General features: G+C 41.3%; 18 protein-coding genes and 1 tRNA gene. 6 read left to right on the forward strand and 13 right to left on the reverse strand.

The annotated features are described in order from the left end of the window. The first annotated feature begins 16 nt into the window (after positions 1-16). Positions 17-397 (forward strand): MerR family transcriptional regulator, encoded by a 381-nt coding sequence (locus tag DXC10_RS04430; protein ID WP_101544393.1) that lies wholly within the window; start codon positions 17-19, stop codon positions 395-397. Here DXC10_RS04430 and DXC10_RS04435 read toward each other — a convergent pair. The 6 genes from DXC10_RS04435 to DXC10_RS04460 all read right to left on the reverse strand — a co-directional run bounded on the left by DXC10_RS04435 (position 394) and on the right by DXC10_RS04460 (position 8322). Beyond that, positions 394-2661: a bifunctional (p)ppGpp synthetase/guanosine-3',5'-bis(diphosphate) 3'-pyrophosphohydrolase gene (locus DXC10_RS04435; RefSeq protein WP_101544396.1), complete on the reverse strand. Its 2268-nt coding sequence runs from the start codon at positions 2659-2661 to the stop codon at positions 394-396. The genes DXC10_RS04430 and DXC10_RS04435 overlap by 4 nt on opposite strands. Before the next feature lie 73 nt (positions 2662-2734). Further along, the gene (locus DXC10_RS04440) at positions 2735-4048 is read right to left on the reverse strand and encodes a lytic transglycosylase domain-containing protein (protein ID WP_101544398.1); all 1314 of its coding nucleotides are present in this window, start codon (positions 4046-4048) and stop codon (positions 2735-2737) included. 48 nt (positions 4049-4096) lie between these two features. Further along, positions 4097-4948, reverse strand: coding sequence for a DUF5683 domain-containing protein (locus tag DXC10_RS04445; RefSeq protein WP_101544400.1), 852 nt, complete (start codon positions 4946-4948; stop codon positions 4097-4099). Beyond that, the gene (locus DXC10_RS04450; protein WP_101544402.1) at positions 4949-5836 is read right to left on the reverse strand and encodes a ParB/RepB/Spo0J family partition protein; all 888 of its coding nucleotides are present in this window, start codon (positions 5834-5836) and stop codon (positions 4949-4951) included. A 68-nt stretch (positions 5837-5904) separates the two neighbouring features. Then, positions 5905-6672, reverse strand: coding sequence for a ParA family protein (locus DXC10_RS04455; RefSeq protein WP_101544403.1), 768 nt, complete (start codon positions 6670-6672; stop codon positions 5905-5907). Positions 6673-7845: 1173 nt separating this feature from the next. Next, positions 7846-8322, reverse strand: coding sequence for a DUF456 domain-containing protein (locus DXC10_RS04460; protein ID WP_180949224.1), 477 nt, complete (start codon positions 8320-8322; stop codon positions 7846-7848). A gap of 73 nt (positions 8323-8395) precedes the next feature. Between DXC10_RS04460 and surE the strand changes: the two genes are divergently transcribed. From surE to DXC10_RS04475, 3 genes are all read left to right on the forward strand, one after another. Beyond that, on the forward strand, positions 8396-9160 hold the full coding sequence (gene surE, locus DXC10_RS04465) for a 5'/3'-nucleotidase SurE (RefSeq protein ID WP_101544407.1): 765 nt from the start codon (positions 8396-8398) through the stop codon (positions 9158-9160). A 22-nt stretch (positions 9161-9182) separates the two neighbouring features. Next, positions 9183-10337: a lipid-A-disaccharide synthase gene (gene lpxB, locus DXC10_RS04470; RefSeq protein ID WP_101544408.1), complete on the forward strand. Its 1155-nt coding sequence runs from the start codon at positions 9183-9185 to the stop codon at positions 10335-10337. 92 nt (positions 10338-10429) lie between these two features. After that, positions 10430-11176 carry a NigD-like protein gene (locus tag DXC10_RS04475; protein WP_101544411.1) on the forward strand — a complete coding sequence of 249 codons (747 nt, stop codon included), beginning with the start codon at positions 10430-10432 and terminating at the stop codon, positions 11174-11176. 84 nt (positions 11177-11260) lie between these two features. Here the strand turns inward: DXC10_RS04475 and DXC10_RS04480 are convergent, their stop codons facing one another. From DXC10_RS04480 to rsfS, 3 genes are read right to left on the reverse strand one after another with little or no spacing between them, the layout of a single operon-like run. Next, positions 11261-12103 (reverse strand): phosphatidate cytidylyltransferase, encoded by an 843-nt coding sequence (locus DXC10_RS04480; RefSeq protein ID WP_101544413.1) that lies wholly within the window; start codon positions 12101-12103, stop codon positions 11261-11263. A gap of 12 nt (positions 12104-12115) precedes the next feature. Then, on the reverse strand, positions 12116-14218 hold the full coding sequence (ftsH, locus tag DXC10_RS04485) for an ATP-dependent zinc metalloprotease FtsH (protein WP_101544415.1): 2103 nt from the start codon (positions 14216-14218) through the stop codon (positions 12116-12118). A 9-nt stretch (positions 14219-14227) separates the two neighbouring features. Further along, positions 14228-14587, reverse strand: coding sequence for a ribosome silencing factor (rsfS, locus tag DXC10_RS04490; protein WP_101544417.1), 360 nt, complete (start codon positions 14585-14587; stop codon positions 14228-14230). 219 nt (positions 14588-14806) lie between these two features. On the opposite strand from rsfS, the gene DXC10_RS04495 reads away from it, so the two are divergent. Together DXC10_RS04495 and DXC10_RS04500 are read left to right on the forward strand one after the other, a co-directional pair. Next, positions 14807-14877, forward strand: a tRNA-Gln gene (locus tag DXC10_RS04495). A gap of 130 nt (positions 14878-15007) precedes the next feature. Then, the gene (locus DXC10_RS04500; RefSeq protein WP_101544419.1) at positions 15008-16186 is read left to right on the forward strand and encodes a phosphoribosylaminoimidazolecarboxamide formyltransferase; all 1179 of its coding nucleotides are present in this window, start codon (positions 15008-15010) and stop codon (positions 16184-16186) included. Between the two features lie 115 nt (positions 16187-16301). Here DXC10_RS04500 and DXC10_RS04505 read toward each other — a convergent pair whose 3' ends face one another. From DXC10_RS04505 to rsmA, 4 genes are all read right to left on the reverse strand, one after another. Then, the gene (locus DXC10_RS04505) at positions 16302-18707 is read right to left on the reverse strand and encodes a polysaccharide lyase family 8 super-sandwich domain-containing protein (protein WP_117737408.1); all 2406 of its coding nucleotides are present in this window, start codon (positions 18705-18707) and stop codon (positions 16302-16304) included. An 88-nt stretch (positions 18708-18795) separates the two neighbouring features. Continuing rightward, a complete protein-coding gene (locus DXC10_RS04510; protein ID WP_117737409.1) occupies positions 18796-20652 on the reverse strand; it encodes a DUF349 domain-containing protein in 1857 nt (618 codons plus the stop codon). 117 nt (positions 20653-20769) lie between these two features. Then, positions 20770-22116 carry a magnesium transporter gene (gene mgtE, locus DXC10_RS04515; protein WP_370448199.1) on the reverse strand — a complete coding sequence of 449 codons (1347 nt, stop codon included), beginning with the start codon at positions 22114-22116 and terminating at the stop codon, positions 20770-20772. Positions 22117-22223: 107 nt separating this feature from the next. Next, positions 22224-23036, reverse strand: a complete 813-nt coding sequence (gene rsmA / locus DXC10_RS04520; RefSeq protein ID WP_101544426.1) for a 16S rRNA (adenine(1518)-N(6)/adenine(1519)-N(6))-dimethyltransferase RsmA — start codon at positions 23034-23036, stop codon at positions 22224-22226. Between the last annotated feature and the right edge of the window lie 126 nt (positions 23037-23162).

The raw sequence follows: 23162 nt of genomic DNA on the forward strand, positions 1-23162 counted from the left end.
AATTGAAAGTACTGATATGCTGAATACAGATAAAAAGCTGAAGTTATATTACTCTATTAGTGAGGTCGCGGCGATGTTCGATGTAAACGAGTCGTTGCTTCGTTTTTGGGAGAAAGAGTTTCCTCAACTCAATCCTAAGAAGGGGGGGCGTGGTATACGGCAATATCGAAAAGAGGATATTGAAACGGTAAAACTTATCTATCATTTGGTAAAGGAACGTGGTATGACCCTCCCTGGTGCCCGTCAGCGAATGAAAGATAATAAGGAAACAACTCTTCGCAATTTTGAGATTGTAGATAGGCTGAAATCCATTCGCGAAGAGTTGGTAGGAATGCGTGATGCCTTGGACACGTTTACTTATCAACAAGTAGATGATTTGAAAGAAAATCTCTTTTAGTCTTCTATTCTCACTACCTGCTTGATGTTCTGTATCTGTTTCAAATTATTACAAATAGAACGTACGTCATCCACATCGTGTACATAGAGTTGTATCTTGCCTTCAAAAATACCGTCGATGGTTTCAATTGTCAGTTTACGGATATTTACATTCAGCTGACGCGAGATAACTTGAGTTACTTCATTCAGCAATCCCATACAGTCTATACCTTTTATATATATGGTAACCAAGAAGGTGAGATCTTTGTGTGTATCCCATTCTGTGGCAATGATCCGGTTGCCGTAGCTGCTCTTTAAACGGGCGGCAACGGGGCACTGGCGTTTATGAATAATAACATGGTTTTCTTCATCAATGTAGCCCAGTACGTCGTCTCCGGGAATGGGATGGCAACAGTCTGCCATGATGTAGTTCTTCGAAATAGTTTCTTCTGTCAGCTTTAATATCTGCTTTGTATTGATTTTCTCTTGTGAAGTCTTTTCTTCAGGTTGTTCTTTACCATCTTTATTGTCCTTGTTTTCTTTGCTTCCAAAAGAGAAAGTGAGATATTTTTTCCAATTACTACTTTGCTTTTCTTTAAATATATTCTTATCCGCATCGCCCAATACAATTTTTTTACTTCCGACGGCGATGAGAAGTTCATCGGGAGTATGGAAATTATGTAGCTTGGTTAGTTTGTTCAGTGCAGCATCATCCATACGGATATCTTCATTTTGGAAGAACTCAGCTATCATTGTTTCGCCCTCTTTCTGATAAGCTTTCGCCTCTTTACGTAGAATGGAGGCAATTTTGGCACGAGCACGAGCGGTGGTGGCATACACTTCCCATTCCGGTTGAACACGTTGCGATTTGGAGGTTAATATTTCTACTTGGTCGCCACTTTGTAACTTATGGCTTAAGGGAACCAACTTATGATTGACTTTAGCACCTATACAATGGCTGCCAATATCAGTATGCAAAGAGAATGCAAAATCCAGTGCAGTGGAGTTTTGCGGCATGGTTTTAATTTCACCTTTCGGCGTAAATACAAAGATTTCCGAAGCGAAAAGATTTAATTTGATAGTATCAAGAAAGTCGATAGCATCTGGTTGAGGGTCATCAAGTATTTCCTTAATGGTACGTAACCATTTTTCAAGTTCACCTTCATCTTCGCTACCGCCACCTTCCTTATATTTCCAGTGAGCGGCGAAACCTTGTTCGGCAACGTCGTTCATGCGTTCACTCCGGATTTGAACCTCAATCCACTGTCCGTTGTTGCCCATGAGGGTGACGTGCAAAGCCTGATAACCATTGGCTTTCGGGTGGCTTACCCAATCGCGCAATCTATCAGGGTGTGGTTTGTATATTTTGGAAATAGAAACATAAATGTCGAAACAGTCATTTAGCTCTTCTTCCATGTTGCGGGGTTCAAAAATAATTCGTACGGCAAGCAAATCGTAGATTTCCTCAAAAGGAACATGCTTGGTCTGCATCTTGTTCCAGATGGAGTAGATGGATTTTATACGGGCAAGAATACGGTATTTCAACCCCATCTTGTCGAGTTGTGCACGTATCGGAGTTGTAAATTCATTGAATACTTTGTCGCGCTCAACGGCCGTCGCGGCAAGTTTTTTTTCTATTTCGTGATATTCTTCCGGATGTTCATATTTGAAACTTAGGTTTTCCAATTCCGTTTTGATCTTGTACAATCCTAAACGATTGGCAAGCGGAGCGTAGATATAAAGTGTTTCACCGGCAATCTTAAATTGCTTGTTGGGCAACATGGAACCAAGCGTACGCATGTTGTGCAACCGGTCTGCTATCTTAATAAGGATAACGCGAATATCATCGGACATGGTGAGAAGTAACTTCTTGAAGTTCTCGGCCTGTGCCGAAGCGCGGTCACCGAAGATACCGCCGGATATTTTTGTCAGTCCATCTACGATTTGGGCAATCTTGGGACCAAAAATATTCTCGATATCTTCTACGGTATAGTCGGTGTCTTCTACTACATCGTGTAACAAAGCCGAGCAGATAGAGGTGGAACCGAGTCCTATTTCATTACAAACAATCTTTGCCACGGCAATAGGATGCATTATGTAAGGCTCTCCCGAGCGGCGTTTGATACCCTTATGCGCTTGATTGGCAAAATTGAATGCTTTGGTTATTATCTCGACACGTTTACGGTGCTTAGTTGCCAAGTAGTCGTTTAACAGTTCCTGGAATGCCTGTTCAATCATTTCTTCTTCGGCTTTCTCTTTCTCCTTCTGGCTTACATTCTCTTCCATATACTGTTCTCCTTTTATTCACTTTCTGCAAAAATAAGCAATTTTCAATACGGGGCAAGCATTTGATGTTTTATTATTTATAAATCTTCAGTTGCTTCCCTGCGTTGATCCTTGTGCCGCTCAGTCCATTCCAGCTTTTTAGCTGATTGACGGTGACGCCATATTTACGTGCAATGGTAGACAAAGTTTCTCCATTCTTTATTTTATGATAAGTGGCACTTCCTTTAGGGGTACTACTTTGGTTGCGTGCCGTGCTTCGTGTATCGGCAACGGCAACTACCCTGCGATTTTTGAATAACTCTTTGCTACGGTGAGCATAGATAGTGTCCTGCTTGTCAATAAATGTGCTGATATAATTTATCGGAAGACGGAGAGTTTGTGCTTTGGTATCTCCCGGAATGATATTCTTTTTGAACTGGGGATTCAGGCTTTTGATTTCATCCAGATTGATACCGCATACATCGGCTATTTGTTCAAAATGGAGGTTACGGTTTACTTGTACCGTGTCAGTAGCATCCGGTATGTTGGTTTCCATCGGACAGATGTTGTGCTTACAATAATAAGTCATCACATAGTTGGCTGCAATGAAAGCAGGCACATAGCCACGCGTCTCTTTGGGCAGATAATTGTAGATTTCCCAATAATCTGTTTTTCCTCCGGCGCGTCGGATAGCCTTGTTGATGGTTCCTGGACCACAGTTATAAGCCGCAATTACCAAATTCCAGTCTTGATAAATGGCATACATGTCTTTCAGGTAACGTGCGGCAGCCCAGGTTGCTTTTATCGGATCGCGGCGTTCGTCTACCAGACTGTTACTTTCCAAACCGTAAATTTTCCCGGTTTGCAACATGAATTGCCACAGACCGGAAGCTCCTGCACGGGATACGGCAGAAGGGTTAAGAGCCGATTCGATGATAGGCAAGTATTTCAATTCGAGAGGTAACCCGTAAGCATCAAGCGCTTCTTCAAAGATAGGCATATAGAAGTTGCAGGCACTCAGCATAAATGCCACCTGATTACGCAGGCGTCCGGTATACATGTCGATGAATTTACGTATGATTTCGTTATACGGCATTTCCATGATAGTCGGCATGCGCGAAAGTCGGTCAATATATATCGAGTCACTGAACTCAGGATTAACGGTTGAAGTACTGCAATCTTTTCCTAAATCAATATAGTTTTTTGCCTTCCAGTCATTGAGCAAGCTGTCCAGCGGATAGGTCATACTTGTAGGTAAATCGATTATTTCGCGACGTTCCGTTCCGTTTTCACGGATGATTACATCTACACTTTCCTGTGCGTGTAGTTGCGGGGCAACGAACAGTGTACAGAACAGTAATGAGGAACCGGCTATTATCTTCTTCATGTATGTAGGTTTGTTTGTCATGAGTATATCTTTTTAAATCGGGTTTTATTCAAGTTTATCGGGTTTTGTTTAAAATCGGAAACTGCATTGTACCCCCACCGACCTGTTTGATGAACCGGTCATCTGATTGTTGATGACCGTAGGTTCTACTCTCATACTTAGGTCGGGAGTGATATCAAAGTTAGATAATTCAGCGTCTACGTATGCATCGATAACGGATATCAGATATACGCCAATAAATGCGAAAATACTTAAGTCGCGGTATCGGCGGTAGGTGTCTTTCCGTTTTCGCAGCAATTCTTTCAACTGGCTTTCGGATATGGTATATCCGGGAGGTAACAGGTCTGTGATACTGCTGGACTGCATATTGCCGTTCATGGCATCCTTATAGGCCTGAGAATAGTCTTTATACATCTTTCCGTTCCATGTCAAGGCGTAGGCACATCCGGCAAATCCACCGTAAATGATGGGGAGTTTCCAGTATTTACGATTATAGATCTGCCCGCCACCGGGGATGACAAGGGCTAACCAAGTTGCTTTTGTAGGGTTAGGTACCCATATCTTCTGGTTTATTTCTTTCTTGATACTGTCCGTAGGTACCGGCTGTTCTTTCAGCTCGGGACTGGAAGTCATTTCTAACAGTTTCTTTTTATTTTCCGCAGCAATACTGTCGGCAATGGTCAAACTGTCTGTCGTGGTCGCTGGCCGGCTGAGGGCAGAATTGACTGTTTCAAGGTTTAGGCTGTCGGTCAGCGGAAGTATCGGTTGCCGCTGAGTGTTGAGCGTATCGGTCTGCTGTCTGTGTATTCGTTTGGCAGCGGCACGCGGACGGTTCTGACCATACATAGCAATCCCTGCCGTTTGCAGGAAACAAAGCAGCAGGGTGATACAGATTTGATATATTCTTCTTTTCTTTGCCATTTATTTTTTCAGCGTATCCAGAATTCCAATGATACGTTCTAATTCTTCTTCGTTACTGAATGGGATACTGATTTTCCCTTTTCCTTTTTCCGAACAAGTCAGTTGTACTTTCGTGCTGAAGAAACTTGAAAGCTGTTGTCTCAGCATGTTGAATTCTTCGGGCAACTTGGCGCGTTTAGGAACGATTTTACGGTCGCCGCTTTTCACGGTTTCGCCTTCGTTTAGGGATTTTACAATCTCTTCCACCTTGCGCACGGAATAACCATGCTCGAGGATTTCTTCGAAAATCTTCACTTGTAATTTGGGGTCACCTAATGTCACCAGTGCACGGGCATGTCCCATATCTATCTGCTTGTTCTGCAATCCTATCTGAATAGGGGCGGGTAACTTCAATAGGCGCAGATAATTGGCAATCGTGGTACGTTTCTTTCCTACACGTTCACTGAGACGTTCCTGAGTCAGTCCATATTGTTCCAGCAGGTGCTGATAGGCGAGGGCGATTTCCACGGAATTCAGGTCTTCGCGTTGTATGTTTTCGATGAGCGCCATTTCCATGACGTTCTCGTCGTCGGCCGTACGGATATAGGCAGGAATACTTGTCAGTCCGGCAAGTTGCGAAGCCCGGAAGCGGCGTTCTCCGGCGATAATCTGATATTCATCGTCGGACAGCTTACGCAACGTGATAGGTTGGATAATTCCTATTTCTGAGATAGAATCGGCAAGTTCCTGTAACGCAGTCTGGTCAAATTCGTGACGTGGCTGGTTGGGATTGACGGCAATCTTCGACAATTCAATTTCATTAATGGAGGAAGAACCTTCAGTCTGCACTTCATCCATAGAGAGCAGGGCGTCCAGCCCTCGTCCTAATGCACTTCTTTTCTGTGCCATCTGTTTATTTACTATTTTACTATTTACACAAATTATTAGTTAATCTTACGGAATGTGTAACGTTACCGTTATTTCTCGTTCCGGCTGATTAATTCTTTGGCTAACGCCATGTGGTTTTTAGCTCCGGTAGAGTCTGCGTCATATAAAATCGTAGGCAGGCCATAGCTGGGAGCTTCACTCAACTTGACGTTACGCTGAATGACGGTGTTGAATACCAATTCCTGGAAGTGGCGTTTCACTTCGTCGTAAATTTGATTAGCCTGGCGCAAACGTGAGTCGTACATTGTCAACAAGAATCCTTCGATTTCGAGTGAAGGATTCAGCTTGGACTTAATAATTTTGATAGTATTCAGCAGTTTGCTAATTCCTTCCAGAGCGAAATACTCCGCCTGTACGGGGATGATGACCGAATCTGCGGCAGTCAGTGCATTTACTGTTATCAATCCCAATGACGGTGAACAGTCTATTAAAATATAGTCAAACTCTTCTTTCAGAGGAGAAAGCACTTCCTTCAATATTTTTTCACGGTTTTTGAGATTGAGCATTTCTATCTCGGCGCCTACCAGATTGATGTGGGAGGATATCACTTTTAATGTATCGATCTCTGTATCATGGATTGCGTCGCGCACATTTGCACGATCAATAATACATTCATAGATAGTACATTCTGCTTGCTTGATGTCCACACCGAGTCCCGAAGAAGCATTCGCCTGCGGGTCTGCGTCTACAACAAGTACTTTCTTTTCAAGCGTGGCGAGAGAAGCTGCTAAGTTGATTGTCGTTGTTGTCTTTCCTACACCACCTTTTTGATTTGCCAAAGCAATTATTTTTCCCATAATCTCAATGTTTATTGGCAGCGAAATAAGTGATAATTCCGAATAGCGCCTACTAAAAAAGAGAAAGATTGCAAAAACGGTTGATAAGTCACCTGTTTTGTTAATAACTCATAGGTGCTTTTAGACCATTTTACCTTCAAATGAAGGTTCTATGTGCTTCTTCTCTATATTAGGAGACAAATATACGTATTTCTCTTGAAATGAAATAGTTTTTTTTGTCTCGCTTGCAGAAGATTAAGATTTGTAAATGGTTCTAATTGTAAAGGTAACCCCTGTTTATTCTTGCTAAATAGACTTATCTTTTTAAATACAGAATTATCAGAAACGGATTATCTCCATTTTTTTTGCGTAACATCAGGTGATACAATACTTAATCATGTGCTTTTCAAGAATTTTGCATTACCGAAGGAAAGAGTTGGGAAAATATCATTTGTTACCCCTCGGCTAGTATCATTTGTTCATTACATAATTACTGGTATATTCCATAAGGCAACGATATAGGATTGCAAAAAGAAATGATGCATGTTATTTTCATGGCTATATATTATGATATGCGTATTTGTAATTATTATGCAAAATAAACGAGTATTCTTAAAAGAAGATTACGTTTTTGTCTGTGAAACTTTCGAATGCTTCTTTTTCTTTTTTTATTGGTTTCACTTTTATTTGATAAATATCTTAAAATGTGGAATTCCTCAAGTTTAAAGGAGAAAGAAGAGTATATTGTCTTTTTGACACATTGTCTTTTTTGCATACGCGAGAATTGCGTATTTCCGCCCTTGGATGGCTTTGAAGGATAAATCAGCAACCAAAATCCGTATCTCGCTTATGGATAGTGTGATATGGAAATATAGGCAACTCTAAAAAATAGAAAACAGTATCAAACTCTTTCTTAAACATCTTTTGTAGAAGTGATAAAGACGTGATTGGGGATGGATGTTGAGCTTGCTTGCGAGGGATGTTAATATCCATCGTGCCGGAAGTTAATAAGAATTATCCGGGATGTTAATATCCTTCATGTGGGATGTTAACATCCCTCGTTTAAGAGATGTATAAAAAGTGGATGTTATGCGGAAAAGATGTATTTTTATGCTTTTATTTTGTCTGTTCTTATTTTGTTTAGAACTTTTCGGGAAAAACAGTGTCAGTAGAATGGAACTTATCCTATCTTTTTTATAGGAAAACTGCCATAAATTGCCAAATAAAGTAACCGACTATTACACATTTCAGTACTGTGCCCAATAGAAATCCCAATAAGGAACCTAATCCAGACTTTAGGGCTTGTATTGTTTCCCGGCCACCAAGCAACTCTCCAATAAATGCACCCAGAAATGGCCCGAGAATAATGCCCCAAGGCATAAAGAACAGGCCGATTATTGTACCGGCGAAGCAACCACGTGTGCCCCATCGGCTGGCACCGCTGTATTTGCTGCCCAGCATGGGAATGAAATAGTCGAGTATCTGTACAATGACGACAATCAGTAGCCAAATCAGCAGTTCGGTAGTGGTGTATTGCACCTTGTCCGTGAAGTGTAATAACAGTAAACCGGCATAGGCGATGGGAGGTCCCGGAAGGATGGGAAGGAAACAACCGGCCAGTCCTGCAATCATACAGAGAATACCTGATATGATAAGAATAATGTCCATAATGAGCTTTTTTAAAGTATGGTGGTTAATATGTGGTTCTCTTTTGCTAAATTTGTAGCAAATTTAAGAAGAAAATATGGAAAATCAGAGACCTTTGATATTGATTTCCAATGATGACGGTATCATTGCGAAAGGAATTAGCGAGTTGATCAAGTTTCTTCGTCCACTGGGCGAAATTGTCGTCATGGCACCGGATGCGCCACGTTCGGGCGCTGCCTGTTCATTGACGGTGACAGAACCTATCCGCTATCAATTGCTCCGTAAAGATGTAGGATTGACGGTTTACAAATGCTCCGGTACACCGGTAGATTGTGTGAAGTTGGCTTTTCATACGGTGCTCGACCGTAAACCGGATTTAGTGGTAGGTGGCATCAACCATGGTGATAACTCTTCAGTGAATGTACACTATTCCGGTACGATGGGGGTTGTTATCGAGGGATGTCTGAAAGGGATACCTTCTATCGCTTTCTCTTTATGTAACCATCAACCTGATGCTGATTTTGAACCTGCCGGGCCTTATATTCGTGAAATAGCCCGCCAAGTGTTGGAAAAGGGATTGCCGCCGTTGACTTGCTTGAATGTGAACTTCCCTGATGCCAAAGAGCTGAAAGGAATCAAAGTCTGCGAACAGGCCAGAGGACAGTGGGTCAATGAGTGGGAAAATTTTGCTCATAGAAATGATACGCACTATTATTGGTTGACCGGTGAGTTTGAAGAAGCTGATGCCGAGAATGAGAAAACTGACCATTGGGCACTTGCCAACGGCTATGTAGCTATCACTCCCACAACGGTAGACGCTACAGCTTATGGATTGATTGATGAATTGAAGACTTGGTTTTAATTATCGGCTACTGTCAACTGTTATGAAGTATTATTTGATTGTCGGTGAAGCTTCCGGAGACTTGCATGCTTCTCATTTGATGGCTGCCTTGAAAGAGGAAGATCCGCAGGCGGAATTCCGCTTTTTTGGCGGTGACCTGATGGCTGCGGTGGGAGGAACGATGGTGAAGCATTATAAGGAGCTGGCTTATATGGGTTTTATTCCTGTATTGCTCCATTTGCGTGCTATCTTTGCCAATATGAAATGTTGTAAGGAGGATGTGGTAACTTGGCAACCGGATGTACTGATATTGGTGGATTATCCCGGGTTTAATCTGAACATTGCAAAATTTATCCATGCTCATACGCAAATTCCGGTCTTCTATTATATCTCTCCCAAAATCTGGGCTTGGAAAGAATATCGTATAAAGAATATCAAGAGGGATGTAGACGAATTATTTTCCATTCTGCCGTTTGAGGTGGAGTTTTTCGAGGGAAAACATCAATACCCGATACATTATGTGGGAAATCCTACGATGGATGAGGTGGTGGCTTTTTGCTCGTCTCACTCTGGCGTATTGGAGGAGTTTGTGAAGTCTAACGGATTATCTTCCAAACCGATTATCGCTTTGCTGGCAGGTAGCCGTAAGCAGGAAATCAAAGATAATTTGCCCGATATGCTCCGGGCGGCATCTGCTTTTCCTGATTATCAGCTGGTATTGGCGGGGGCACCGGGTATCTCCCCCGAATATTATAGGAAATATGTGGGGGGCGTTAGTGTGAAGATTGTATTTAATCAGACATTCTCTTTGTTGCAACAGGCTGAAGCGGCGTTGGTCACTTCGGGTACGGCAACGCTTGAGACGGCTTTGTTTCGTGTGCCACAGGTGGTATGTTATCATACACCGATAGGAAAGGTGATTGCTTTTCTGAAACGTCATATCTTGAAAGTGAAATATATCTCTTTGGTCAATTTGATAGCCGACCGGGAAGTTGTTCAGGAATTGGTTGCCGATAAGATGACCGTGGCATATATCCGTGAAGAGTTGGAACGCATTCTTTATAATAAAGAATATCGTGGGCAGATGCTCGAGGGGTATGAATATATGGCATCGCGTTTGGGTGAAGCGGGAGCACCGAAACGGGCAGCGAATCGGATGTTAGAGTTATTAAAGAAATATAGTAAAAAGAGAGGGTGATTTTTAAGAATTTGTTAAAATAGACAGAGCCGGTGCAGTAAATGCCCGGCTTTTGTATTTTTTATACAGAAACAAACTAAAAGACTTTAATTATGAGAAAATTACATTGGCTTTTTATGGCGATATGCTTGGCTGTGATGCCTGTGTTGCAATCATGCGATGATGATGATGACGGGTTTTCTGTAGGTGATTTTACACCGCCTTTATGGGCTACGGTACGTGTCACGGGCAATGCTTTCTATCTAGATTGTGATGTATGGGGGAAGCTTTGGCCTACAAATGTAAATTTGGGCGGATATGAACCTGCAGACGGGCAACGGGTTCTTACGGTATTTAATCCATTAGTCAAAGAATATGGTGATTTTGATTATGCCGTAAATATATTGCGCTTGCAGGAGGTCTTGACTAAAGAGGTTGAAGAATTGACTCCGGAGAATGATAGCGAATTTGGCAATGACCCTGTGTTTATTCACAAAGGTGATATCGGTATTAGCGGTGGGTATATGAATATAATTTTCCTGCAAAACTTGCCGTCGGATACGAAACATCGTATTAGTTTGGTACGACCTCAAAATGATGCTGAGTTATACGCTGAGGATGGTTATATTCATTTGGAACTTCGCTATAATAACTATGATGATTTGACCGGACTAAGAGTTTATGGGGCTGTGTCGTATAATTTAAATAGTCTGGATATTACCTCGGAAACCAAGGGCATCAAGCTGAAATTGAACTCGGAGGTGAATGATGAAGTGGAATTGACGTTCGACCTGAAAGAGCCGGGAGATAACACGGAGAATGTAGAAAATCTGGATTTGTCGAAGATGATGTTGGAATAATAGAGTTTGCTGTTGATTATAGAGAGGGCACAGGGGGATATGGATTCATATCGACCTTGTGCCCCTTGATTTTTTTAATATGATTTATTTGAACATTGTCAATACATACAGGTAAACTACCGCGGCCGGAATAGCCATTAAAGCACTGTCGAAACGGTCGAGCATACCACCATGTCCCGGTAATATATTTCCGGAATCTTTTATTCCCAACTGACGCTTCATCAGTGATTCGGTCAGGTCACCCCATGTACCGAAGATAACGACAACAATCGCCAATCCTGCCCATTGCCACATTTGCATGAAAGGAAAGAAATGAGCGAAAGCGAAAGAGGACGCTATCGCGAAGACTGCTCCACCTATGCTGCCTTCCCATGACTTCTTGGGAGAGATACGCTCAAAAAGGCGATGTTTGCCAATCAGTGAACCTACGCAATAGGCACCTGTGTCACTTAACCAAATGAATACGAAGATAGAGAGTGGCAGGATGGGATTGAAAGTTACACTACTTGTTTCCGGAGTGTTTTGAAATGCCAGTACATTCAGTAAAGCAAAAGGCAATGCTATGTATAGTTGGCTCAACATTGAAAAGGCCCAGTTGCCGAGAGGATTTTTTTTCTTGAGATAAAGCTCCGTAATCATCATGTAGAGTAATAAAACTAAATAGGGGAGAAATACACGCGCATCGGTAGCTGAAGTACAGAATGCCATTAAGGCAAGGAATAAATAAGCCCCTCCCAAGGCTGTGATTGTCTTGTTGATATTCACCTCACCGTTTTGATTGACTAAATGGGCGAATTCATGGACACTTAACGCACTGATAATGGTAAATAAAATACCGAATGAAAGGGGGCTGTAAAGTATACAGCCCACCAATACGACTACAAATAGTGCTCCTGTGACAGCACGTTGTATGAAATTATTTTTCACGGTGTTTCCGTTTTAGTTTTTAGATTCAGATTTTTTGGAAGGTTCGGAAAGCGATTTATTATCATCAGCCGTTTTACCATTCTCTGTATTTGGACTGTTATTGACATCCTTATCCTCTTCTTCTTTTACTTCTTTTTCAGTTTCTACGGCAATCAAAGCTTCTTGTTCTTCTGCTTTCTTCAACTCATCTGAGATTTTGGTTGCACTGATTATTTCTTCCGAACGTGAAGCCCATGGACGTTTGCCGAAGATTTGTTCTACATCTTCAGCAAAGATGACTTCCTTGTCTATCAACAATTGAGCTAACTTGTTATGGCCTTCTTTGTTATCGGAAAGTATCTTCTTGGCACGTTCATACTGCTCATTGACCATGCGTTTAACTTCTTCGTCAATCAGTTCGGCGGTTTTTTCACTGTACGGACGATTGAACGAGTACTCCTCGTTATTATAATAACAAAGGTTCGGCAATTTATCACTCATACCCAGATAAGCAATCATACCGTATGCTTGTTTTGTGACGCGTTCCAAATCGTTCATGGCACCGGTAGATATTCTGCCTAAGAATAAGTCTTCGGCAGCACGTCCACCTAAAGTGGCGCACATTTCGTCCAACATTTGCTCTTTGGTAGTAATTTGACGTTCCTCAGGCAAATACCAAGCGGCGCCTAATGCACGACCACGTGGTACGATAGTTACTTTGATTAACGGATTGGCATATTCCAATAACCAAGATATACTGGCATGACCGGCTTCGTGCATGGCAATGGAACGACGTTCCGCTTCTGTCGTAATCTTCGTTTTCTTTTCCAAGCCACCTACGATACGGTCTACAGCATCCAGGAAGTCTTGCTTACCTACGAATTTCTTTCCATGACGGGCAGCAATCAGTGCGGCTTCGTTACAGACATTGGCGATGTCTGCACCCGAGAAGCCCGGAGTTTGGCGAGCTAACAAGTCTACATCAACCGTATTATCTATTTTAATGGGGCGTAAATGTACGCCGAATACTTCTTTACGTTCGTTCAGATCGGGCAAGTCGACGTGAATTTGACGGTCGAAACGTCCGGCACGCAGCAAAGCCTTGTCCAAAACATCTACACGATTGGTTGCTGCAAGGATAATGACACCACTGTTGGAACCGAATCCGTCCATTTCCGTCAATAATTGGTTTAAGGTGTTCTCACGTTCATCATTACCACCCATGGCAGCAGCCTTGGCACGGGCACGTCCCACAGCATCAATTTCATCGATAAATACGATACAAGGTGCTTTTTCTTTGGCTTGACGGAACAAGTCACGTACACGTGACGCACCTACACCGACAAACATTTCTACGAAATCGGAACCTGCCAATGAGAAGAACGGCACGTTTGCTTCTCCTGCCACAGCTTTTGCGAGCAAGGTTTTACCTGTTCCCGGAGGTCCTACAAGTAATGCACCTTTAGGTATTTTACCTCCCAGGTCAGTATATTTTTGCGGTTCTTTCAGGAATTCTACAATCTCTTCTACTTCTTGTTTGGCTTCGGCAAGTCCGGCTACGTCTTTGAAGGTAATCTTTATAGGAGAGCCTTTCTCAAATAATTGGGCCTTGGATTTTCCTACACTGAAGATGCCGCCACCTCCGCCCATGCCTCCGCCGCCACTCCAGCGACGTGACAGGAATATCCAGAAACCGATAAGGAATGCAAAGGGTAGGATTTGCCAAAGGATTGCGCCGAAATAGTTACGCTTCTTTTCGTAGCTGATGGAACCGTCGAAACGGGCTTCGTCCTTTTCTTTTTGCAAGAAGTCACCCAAACTTTCACGGGAAGGGGCTTCGGTAGTGATAAGCGGATTTTTACCTACTCGACTGGAGTCTGCATGAAAAACATTGGCTACAAATTGCGGTTTGACGAATGCTTCTACGGAATTGTCGTCATAACCGGTTATTTTACTGATATAGCCGTTACGAACATACTGCTGAAACTCATCGTATGGAATGTTTCTGGTAGCTGTATCGTTTTCGTTGGCAAAATATAAGCCCAATAGCATCATAGCTATTATCATATACAACCAGTTCAGGTTGAACTTGGGCATGTTGGTTTTGATAGGTTTCTTGTTGTTATTATTTTCCATAAATCTTTGTTAATCGAGGTCAGGGATTTGGGTTAATTTGGCGTCTGCCCAAAGATGTTCCAAATTGTAAAAATCTCGTACTTCTGGTAAGAATACATGAACCAATACGTCGGCATAATCCATGGCTACCCATTCGGCATTGCGTAACCCGTCAATGGCAAAAGGTTTACTGTCAGCACCTTTACGGGTGAAATCTTTTACAGATTCAACGATGGCGTTCACTTGACTGGGAGAATTTCCTTGACAGATTACGAAGTAATTACAAATCGTATCGTCTATATGGGTAAGGTCTGCTATAACGATATTTTTACCTTTTTTTTCTTGAATACCTTCTGTTATTTGTTGAATAAGTTTTTTTGCTTCGTTCATTACACATTATTAATATTAAAACAGTTGACAAATATACATTGATTTCTTATACCAAACACGTAAAAGGGAAAAAGTCTTTTATTTTTTGATTTTTTTTAGGTATATAATTCTTTGGCTTACGGTGGCTTATCAGTTTTTAGTGAAAAAAACGGTGGAATTTGTTTTGGTTTATAGAAATCTTTGTATCTTTGCAACCGCAAAACAGAAATGACCTGTTATTGGGCTATGGTGTAATGGTAACACTACAGATTCTGGTCCTGTCATTCCTGGTTCGAATCCAGGTAGCCCAACTATCATACAGTCAATTTAGGTCAAAAACCCACTAAAAACGCAAGTTTTAGTGGGTTTTTTTGTTGAGTTTCGACCATGTACGAAAATAATCTGTAATTTTGTTGCAATTCAACTCAAACTATAAAAATTATGACGAAAGAACTATCACTCAAGTACGGTTGTAATCCTAATCAGAAGCCGGCCCGCATCTTTATGCAGGAGGGAGAATTACCTATTGAAGTATTGAATGGACGTCCGGGATATATCAATTTTTTGGATGCTTTGAACGGATGGCAGTTGGTAAAAGAATTGAAAGAGGCAACCGGTATGCCGGCAGCTACTTCATTTAAACATGTAAGTCCTGCGGGTGCAGCTATCGGCTTGGAATTGAATGAAACAATGAAGAAGATTTATTTTGTGGACGGTTTACCTCTATCTCCGCTTGCCAATGCATACGTGCGTGCTCGTGGCGCCGATCGTATGTCATCTTATGGTGATTTTATAGCTCTGAGTGATATCTGTGATGAGGCAACTGCTCGTTTCATCAATCGGGAAGTATCGGATGGTGTCATTGCCCCGGGATATACTGAGGAGGCTCTTGAGATATTGAAAAACAAACGTAAGGGTACTTATAATGTAATCAAGATTAATTCTGATTATAAACCGGCGCCGGTAGAACGTAAGGATGTGTTTGGTATTACTTTTGAACAAGGTCGGAATGAAATCAAGCTGAATGGTGATGATTTGTTTGCAAATATTCCTACTCAAAACAAAAATTTTCCTGATACGGCAAAGTCTGATTTGATGATTGCACTGATTACTTTGAAGTATACGCAGTCCAATTCAGTATGCTATGTAAAGGATGGACAGGCTATCGGTATTGGTGCTGGACAACAGAGTCGTATCCATTGTACCCGTTTAGCAGGAAATAAAGCGGATATTTGGTATTTGCGCCAACATCCTAAAGTGTTGAACTTACCTTGGATGGAGAATATACGTCGTGCCGATCGTGATAATACCATTGATATTTATATTAGTGCCGACCATGAAGATGTACTTGCTGATGGAGTTTGGCAACAATTCTTTACCGAAAAGCCGGAAGTATTGACTCGCGAAGAGAAACGTGCATGGCTGGATACATTGAAAGGGGTGTCTTTAGGTTCAGATGCTTTCTTCCCGTTTGGTGACAACATAGAACGTGCCCATAAGAGTGGGGTGGAATATATCGCTCAGGCAGGTGGCTCGGTTCGTGATGACCATGTTATTGCGACTTGTGATAAATATGGTATAGCGATGACATTCACGGGTATCCGTTTATTCCATCATTAAGAGGAGGGTTTTGATATTTTTCAGGCATGAATCGCACAAGTACTATTGATTTTCTGTACACTAGCAGTGCAATTCATGCCTGATCTTTAATAATTATGTGGGTTTTGAAAATTTGCTATAGAACTGTTACATCAGTTCCTATTTTTAGAGTTTCTTGATTTTTAGGATCTGCAATCTGTATATCTACTACTTTACCGTTCTTCTTTTGAATTTGAACGACACATGGTTTCACTGCTTTTACTTTAGTCTTGCCATTGTCAAACATTCCTGGTTTAAAGAACACAATCTGTATCAAACCTAGCTTCTCATTGCTTACAGCCTGTATATCTGCATCATTTCGTTCAATTTTTACTTCCGGTTTGCTTTTCAAATCTGTTGTATTGTTTACTCCAGGAACGATGATATAGGCATAAGATGCACCTTGTGGAGATTTTCCATGATTGATAGTGAGGTTGAATACAGGCATACTGACTTCTGCTGCTGAATAATTAAAGTTGATTTTAGCCCAATTACCTTTCTGATCTCCTAATTTCAGTTTCATATTTTCTGCTTGCGGAAAGTAATAAGCAACATTGTCGTGCCATATCCATTGAGGAGCTGTTTGATATATAAATTCTCCTCTTTTTATCATTTGACTGGTCTTACCGGTATTGATCCAAACTTCTCCGTTCAAATGGCATTGGTTGATTGTAGTAACAATGTTTTCTGATACATTTGATGTGATACCCGCTCCCAAGCATACTATTTCGTTATCGAATAAGAACCAGGATTTGCGTGCTTTTACTCCATAATCATTCATATCGAAAGTCATGACTCCATGTTTTCCGTCAGATACTCCTCCCGTAAAAGTACATGTACCTTTAGTCCCCCAGTCGGCAGGATTACGCTTTTCACCGGCGGGTACTGTAGTTCCGGGTATTTTATCCCACTCCCATACAGGAAATATGTCAGTATATTCATTTCCATGAACACGGATATTGGTAGCTCCGTCACTCATGTAAGTTCCGTACAAATTCTCACCGTTTCCACTTTCAGTCTTGTTGGTACGAGTAGAAGCGGTACGAATGGAAATATCATAATTTTTGCGATTATGCAACATGTAGTCTGAACAGTAATACATCACATTACGATCCGAACGCTTGTATGATGCATCTTGAGTGAGAAAACGATGAGCGATAGCAGCGTATTCATCGGTATGGTCCGGGTCGAGGGATTGCAGATTTCGAAATAACGAGGCGCAATCTCCGTAGTCCAAGATACCCGTACGGCTGACACCTCTTCCGGTTACACTGAAATCCAGATGCCTTCCACGAAACACGTTAAGATAGGTGTTACGTGTAAAGTCAGAGAATAATTTAAGTTTATTGTCATTCATGGCAAATTTTGTACCGAGCAGAATGTTACCCATACGTACAATATTATCGACGAAGACTGTTCCATAGCCTCCGATGTAAAGTTGAGAACCATGTTGATGATAAGACATATCCTTTTGTATTCCTTCTACCTTAACTATTTGTACCGGATAGAATATTTCATCGGCATTCACACTTACAATACTGTCGTTTTTCTGTAAACATCCTCTCACCAGATGATGAATGGCGATGTCCATTTTGTTGGCTCCCGTCCATTTACGTGGATCGCTCCGTTCACTCATTGTCTTATAAATCGGTTCGTAGATTTCTGGTGCCAATTTCTGTTGTCCGGCGGCCATCAGGGCGAGTAAAGAAGCCTGCGTTTGTGGCACAGAGATTTGATTATACCACCAGTTGTGACAAATAGGATCTTGCTTTATCCAATATTTTAGGGCTGTATTGATGGCATCGAACAACACCTTATTACCATAGTAAGCAGAACGCTTGTCGGTATAAGATGTAGCAATGGTAACCAGGCGTTTTAGATGCTCTACAGGTTCCCAATTTGTACGAAAATAGCAAGCATAGTCCAAATCGTTCCATTTACCTTCCGCTGTCATTGAACGTAACAACTTTTCAGTGGAGGCATCTGTTTTTGCCGGGGTAGCTTTTTCGTATATTTCTGTACGGATACGTTCAAGAATACGCTCATATTCATCTTGAGGGACAGAAATGTAGATATCACTCTTTCTTCCGTTTGCCGGATTAAAATAAGATGAATGAACCGGTGCTTCATGTGTCACATGACCTGTTATCTCCAAATTGACAGTCCCTTTTGATGCACGGTTACTGTATACTTCCGCAACTAGGTTGATGTCGGTTTCTGTTCTTCCCTGGGGATGATAAATCAAACGGATACTTCCTTTCTCTCCCGGCTGATAGGCTTCTTTGGACCATTCAGCCGAAGTACATCCACAACTGGTGATAACGTTTTTGATGAGTAATGGCTTGTCACCGGTATTCATAAACTGGAAATCGTGACTGATATCGCCATTCTTTTCTTGTACAGTACCCCATTCTACTTTTGTTTCCGAGAAAGTGATTTCTTGCGCTCGTGTAAGTCCGTTCACTGCAAGTAAAAACAAACTTAAAGTTAGAATTCTTTTCATTATTCAGTATTATATGGTTAGATGAAAAAGAGGTTATGTCAAAAGTATCCTATTCTTTTGGCATAACCTCTTAGATTTTGTTTAGAAGTTATTCAGCCTCTTTGATTGAATTGTCAATTACTTTGATTTTCTGTTTTACTAACTCAATGTCTCCTTTTAGTTTCTCTGCCTTACGGTTTAGTTCGGTCAACAAGTTATTTCCTTTTTTGGAAGATGCTGTTAGAAAACCGAGATTATTTTCATAGGTTTGCAGTTCATTCTTCATGTTCTCACAGCTGCGAACCAGTTTCTCTCGTTCACGATAAAGAGCTTGCGGGCTACCTTCCTGAATATTACTGATAGATGATTTGAAATTGCTCAACTTCTTATTGGAAGCATTGATATTAAAACGATCAAACTGTTTATCTATCAGGTTATGATATTGCTTGTAAATTTTGTCTTTCTCTTTAAACGGTACATGGCCTATGTTATTCCACTCTTTCATCAGGCTGCGCACCAATTGTGTGGCCTCTTCTACGTCCATATTCTCATCGATGGTATTCAACTTTTCGATGATGGCTTTCTTTTTGTCCAGATTTTCTTGTTCAACAGAACGCTGGGAAGAAGTAGCTTTGTTCTTTTGCTCAAAGAAATAGTCGCAAGCAGAGATAAAACGTTTCCAAACGGCATCCGAATATTTCTTGGAAACAGGCCCGATCGTTTTCCATTCTTTTTGCAATTTGGTCAGTTCATCGGCGGTGGCTTTCCAATCAGTACTCTCTTTTAATGCTTCTGCTTTTTCACACAAAGTACGTTTCTTATCCAGATTTTCATTCATACCCTCTTTCAGAGTTTTGAAGAATTCGCCTTTTTTACGGAAGAACTCATCACATGCCTTACGGAAACGTTCGAAAATCTTCACGTTCATCTTTTGCGGTGCAAAACCGATAGTCTTCCATTTATTCTGTAGGGCGATGATTTCCTGAGTTTTGGTTTCCCAGGTAGCGAAATTGGTCAATTCGTTGTAGTCAATTGCCTCAATAATTTCGCAGATTACAGTCTTTTGGTCGAGATTATTCTGTTCCGTTTCTTTCAGTGATTCAAAATGTTGCTGATGACGACGGTTTACAGTGGTAGATGCAGTCTTGAAACGTACCCATATTTCGTCACGCAGTTCTTTGGCTACAGGACCCGTATCACGGAATTCCTGATGTAACTTCTGTAATTGGTGGAAAGCGGATACTACATCTGGTTCGTCTGCCAATTTCTCGGCAGCCTCACAGAGATGTGTCTTAATTTCCAGATTTTTTTTAAAGTCATATTCGCGGAACTCATTGTTTAACTTCAGTAGGTCGTAGAACTTCTCGACATATAGCTGATAATTTTTCCAAAGTTCATTTATTTTAGCTTGAGGGATAAGTTTTACTTCATTCCATTGCTGTTGCAATTTTTTAAATTCCGTATAGTTCTTATTAGCATCTTCAGGAGATTCTACCAACTCTTTCAGTTCCTCGATGATAGAAAGCTTAATTTGCAGATTAAGCTCTTTCTGTTTTTCTAATTCAGCTGTTAATGCACTTCTTTTTTCTTTAATGACGGACATGATGTTTTTGAATTCTTCTTCCAAAGCATCGGCTTGCGGAACAAAGTCTTCTGCAACTCCTCCATTTTCAATGAATTGTTTTTTAGCTACTTCCTGCTCTGCATTATGTAGCTTATAGAAAGCCTGTTTCAAACCATCTATTTCCGATTTTGCAGCATTCTCCACATTGGTAATAACTCCCTTGAGTTTGGCGAGGATTTCTTCTTTGGTAATTTTTTGAAGCGATTCAGCCGGCTTTTCAATGGTCAAGGCTTCTTCAGTGGGAGTTTCTGTTGTTGCCGGTTCAGAAACCTCTACTGTTTTTTTTTCTTCTTCTAATTCCACCGGCTTTTCGGGGAGATTAGTGTCATGAGTGTCCGTCATTTGTATTTACTTTTTTAGCAACGGGATATGCCCGTCAGGGTTACATTAGATTACAAATTAATGAAATAAAATGATTACTTCATATTTTTTTTCTATGTTTTTTTTGTTTTGACTGTTTTATGCCAATAATACGGTAATCCCCATATACATCATCATGCCTATGATGTCGTTTGTGATGGAGATAAATGGTCCTGTTGCGATAGCGGGATCTACTTTTAATTTCTCTAATGTCATAGGTACCAGAGTACCGAAAATAGAGGCGAACATTACAACGGCAAACAGGCTGATTGACACTGAGTAAGTGACTGTAGCCGTGGCACCGAACCGGATAAAATTGTATATATATACCAAAAGTGAAATAATGGTGGCATTAATAAGTGCCACAACGGATTCTTTAGCTATTTGCTTGAAAGTATCTTTAGCATCCAGTGAACTGTTAGCAAGTCCTTGTACTACAATAGCAGAAGATTGAGTTCCGACGTTTCCACCTGTACCACCGATAAGCGGAATGTATAAAGCCATTTCGGGATGTGTGGCAAACGTCGCGTCAAAATTACCCAATATCATGGAGTTACCGATCCCTCCTAACATACCGATAAGCAACCAGGGAAGGCGGGCGGATGTCTGTCGCATTACATTATCATCCGTTTCTACGTCTTGTGACAAACCGGATGCCAACTGGTAGTCACGTTCCGATTGCTCACGAATTTCATCCATGACATCGTCTACAGTAATTTGACCTACTAACCGACCAATACTGTCGATTACGGGAACTGCTACTAAGTCGTATTTTTCAATAGTTTGTGCTACCTCATCAATGGGAGTATCCACATGTACAGAAATAGGGTCTTTTCGCATCACATGTTTTACCTTGGAGACAGAGGGAGAGGTGATCATCTTCTTCAGTGGGAACACGCCTTGCAGGCGGTCTTCATCGTCGATGACATAAACATAATAAATTTCATCCAGTTTTTCAGCTTGCTGACGCATTTCTTTCAAGCACTCCGGCATACTCCAATTCTCGTTGACGGTTACCATTTCCGTACCCATCAAACCACCGGCAGTGTCTTCATCGTATTTCAGCAGATCTACGATGTCACCTGCCTGTTCTATGTCTTCAATATGCGAGAGGATCTCTTCCTGCTTGTCTTCATCCAACTCACGCATCAGGTCTACGGCGTCATCCGTATCCATATAGTCCACAAATCGTTTGGCAATTGTTTCCGAGGGAAGGAGTTCCAGGAATTCTTTCCGGACATCTTCGTCCATTTCTACCAATACGTCTGCAGCCGTTTCATTGTCCAAAAGACGATAAACGAAGCGTGCCTCCTCCGGGGCAAGGTCATTACATAATTCTGCAATATCTGCCGGATGGAGATCTATTAAGAGCGTTTTGACGTTCTCTACGTCTTTTTGCTCAATAAAACTTTTGACTTTGTCAATATATTCTTCGTCTATTTCCATAATAAAAAGTGATAAAGTGTTAGGATGATAAGGTGATAGAGATATGCTTCTTCATACTAGAAAAACGGTTGTAGAGTTACGCTATTATTCTACTATATTATCACTCTTTAATTATCATTTATCGGTTTTTCATTTGTCTCTCTCAACGCTTCTTCCACTTTGTTGGTCAATTCCACAAACTCTTGCACCGACAATTGTTCGGGGCGTTTATTAAAAATAATATCTTCTGTGAGCGGACAATCTTTGCCGAGTATCGGCTTTATAGAATTCCGTAACGTCTTACGCCGTTGATTAAAAGTCGTTTTTACCACTTGCTTGAACAACCTTTCGTTACATCCCAACTGCAGTTTGTCGTTACGTGTCATGCGGATAACGGCACTTTTTACTTTAGGAGGCGGATTAAACACATGTTCGTGTACGGTGAACAAATATTCCACATCGTACCATGCCTGTATCAATACACTCAGAATACCGTAAGTCTTACTTCCCGGGGCGGCAGCAATTCGTTCGGCCACCTCTTTCTGTATCATACCTGTACAACATGGTATCAGTTCTTTGTTTTCCAGCATCTTGAAAAATATCTGGCTGGAAATATTATAAGGATAGTTCCCTGTCAGTACGAAAGGCTGATCGTCGAACAACCGATGTAGATTCATCTTGAGAAAATCATCTTCGATGATGTTTTCCTCTAGTTGTGGATAAGCTTCCCGCAGATAAGCCACCGACTCATAATCGACTTCCACCACTTTCACCTGGCGTTCTTTAGGTAAAAGAAATTGTGTCAATACCCCCATACCCGGACCTACTTCCAGGATTGGAAGCTCGGGGCAAGCATCTACCGTATCGGCTATGTCCTGTGCTACTTTGAGGTCTTTCAGGAAATGCTGGCCAAGAAACTTTTTAGGCTTTACTAATCTCATGTATCAAGTAAATCGTTACTTTTGTAGCGCAAAGATAGTACAAACCAGATGCAGAAGAAAAATAAGCGATCTTATTTTTTATACTGTAGTGTAGACTATCCTCGTTATTTATGGCAAAGGTAATTC

The organism is Bacteroides sp. OM08-11 (assembly GCF_003438665.1).
Lineage (GTDB): Bacteria > Bacteroidota > Bacteroidia > Bacteroidales > Bacteroidaceae > Bacteroides > Bacteroides cutis.

Coding starts and splice junctions, on each gene's coding strand:
- DXC10_RS04430 (WP_101544393.1), top strand. CDS start 17: ATGCTGAATACAGATAAAAAGCTGAAGTTATATTACTCTATTAGTGAG.
- DXC10_RS04435 (WP_101544396.1), bottom strand. CDS start 2,661: ATGGAAGAGAATGTAAGCCAGAAGGAGAAAGAGAAAGCCGAAGAAGAA.
- DXC10_RS04440 (WP_101544398.1), bottom strand. CDS start 4,048: ATGACAAACAAACCTACATACATGAAGAAGATAATAGCCGGTTCCTCA.
- DXC10_RS04445 (WP_101544400.1), bottom strand. CDS start 4,948: ATGGCAAAGAAAAGAAGAATATATCAAATCTGTATCACCCTGCTGCTT.
- DXC10_RS04450 (WP_101544402.1), bottom strand. CDS start 5,836: ATGGCACAGAAAAGAAGTGCATTAGGACGAGGGCTGGACGCCCTGCTC.
- DXC10_RS04455 (WP_101544403.1), bottom strand. CDS start 6,672: ATGGGAAAAATAATTGCTTTGGCAAATCAAAAAGGTGGTGTAGGAAAG.
- surE (WP_101544407.1), top strand. CDS start 8,396: ATGGAAAATCAGAGACCTTTGATATTGATTTCCAATGATGACGGTATC.
- lpxB (WP_101544408.1), top strand. CDS start 9,183: ATGAAGTATTATTTGATTGTCGGTGAAGCTTCCGGAGACTTGCATGCT.
- DXC10_RS04475 (WP_101544411.1), top strand. CDS start 10,430: ATGAGAAAATTACATTGGCTTTTTATGGCGATATGCTTGGCTGTGATG.
- ftsH (WP_101544415.1), bottom strand. CDS start 14,218: ATGGAAAATAATAACAACAAGAAACCTATCAAAACCAACATGCCCAAG.
- rsfS (WP_101544417.1), bottom strand. CDS start 14,587: ATGAACGAAGCAAAAAAACTTATTCAACAAATAACAGAAGGTATTCAA.
- DXC10_RS04500 (WP_101544419.1), top strand. CDS start 15,008: ATGACGAAAGAACTATCACTCAAGTACGGTTGTAATCCTAATCAGAAG.
- DXC10_RS04505 (WP_117737408.1), bottom strand. CDS start 18,707: ATGAAAAGAATTCTAACTTTAAGTTTGTTTTTACTTGCAGTGAACGGA.
- DXC10_RS04510 (WP_117737409.1), bottom strand. CDS start 20,652: ATGACGGACACTCATGACACTAATCTCCCCGAAAAGCCGGTGGAATTA.
- mgtE (WP_370448199.1), bottom strand. CDS start 22,116: ATGGAAATAGACGAAGAATATATTGACAAAGTCAAAAGTTTTATTGAG.
- rsmA (WP_101544426.1), bottom strand. CDS start 23,036: ATGAGATTAGTAAAGCCTAAAAAGTTTCTTGGCCAGCATTTCCTGAAA.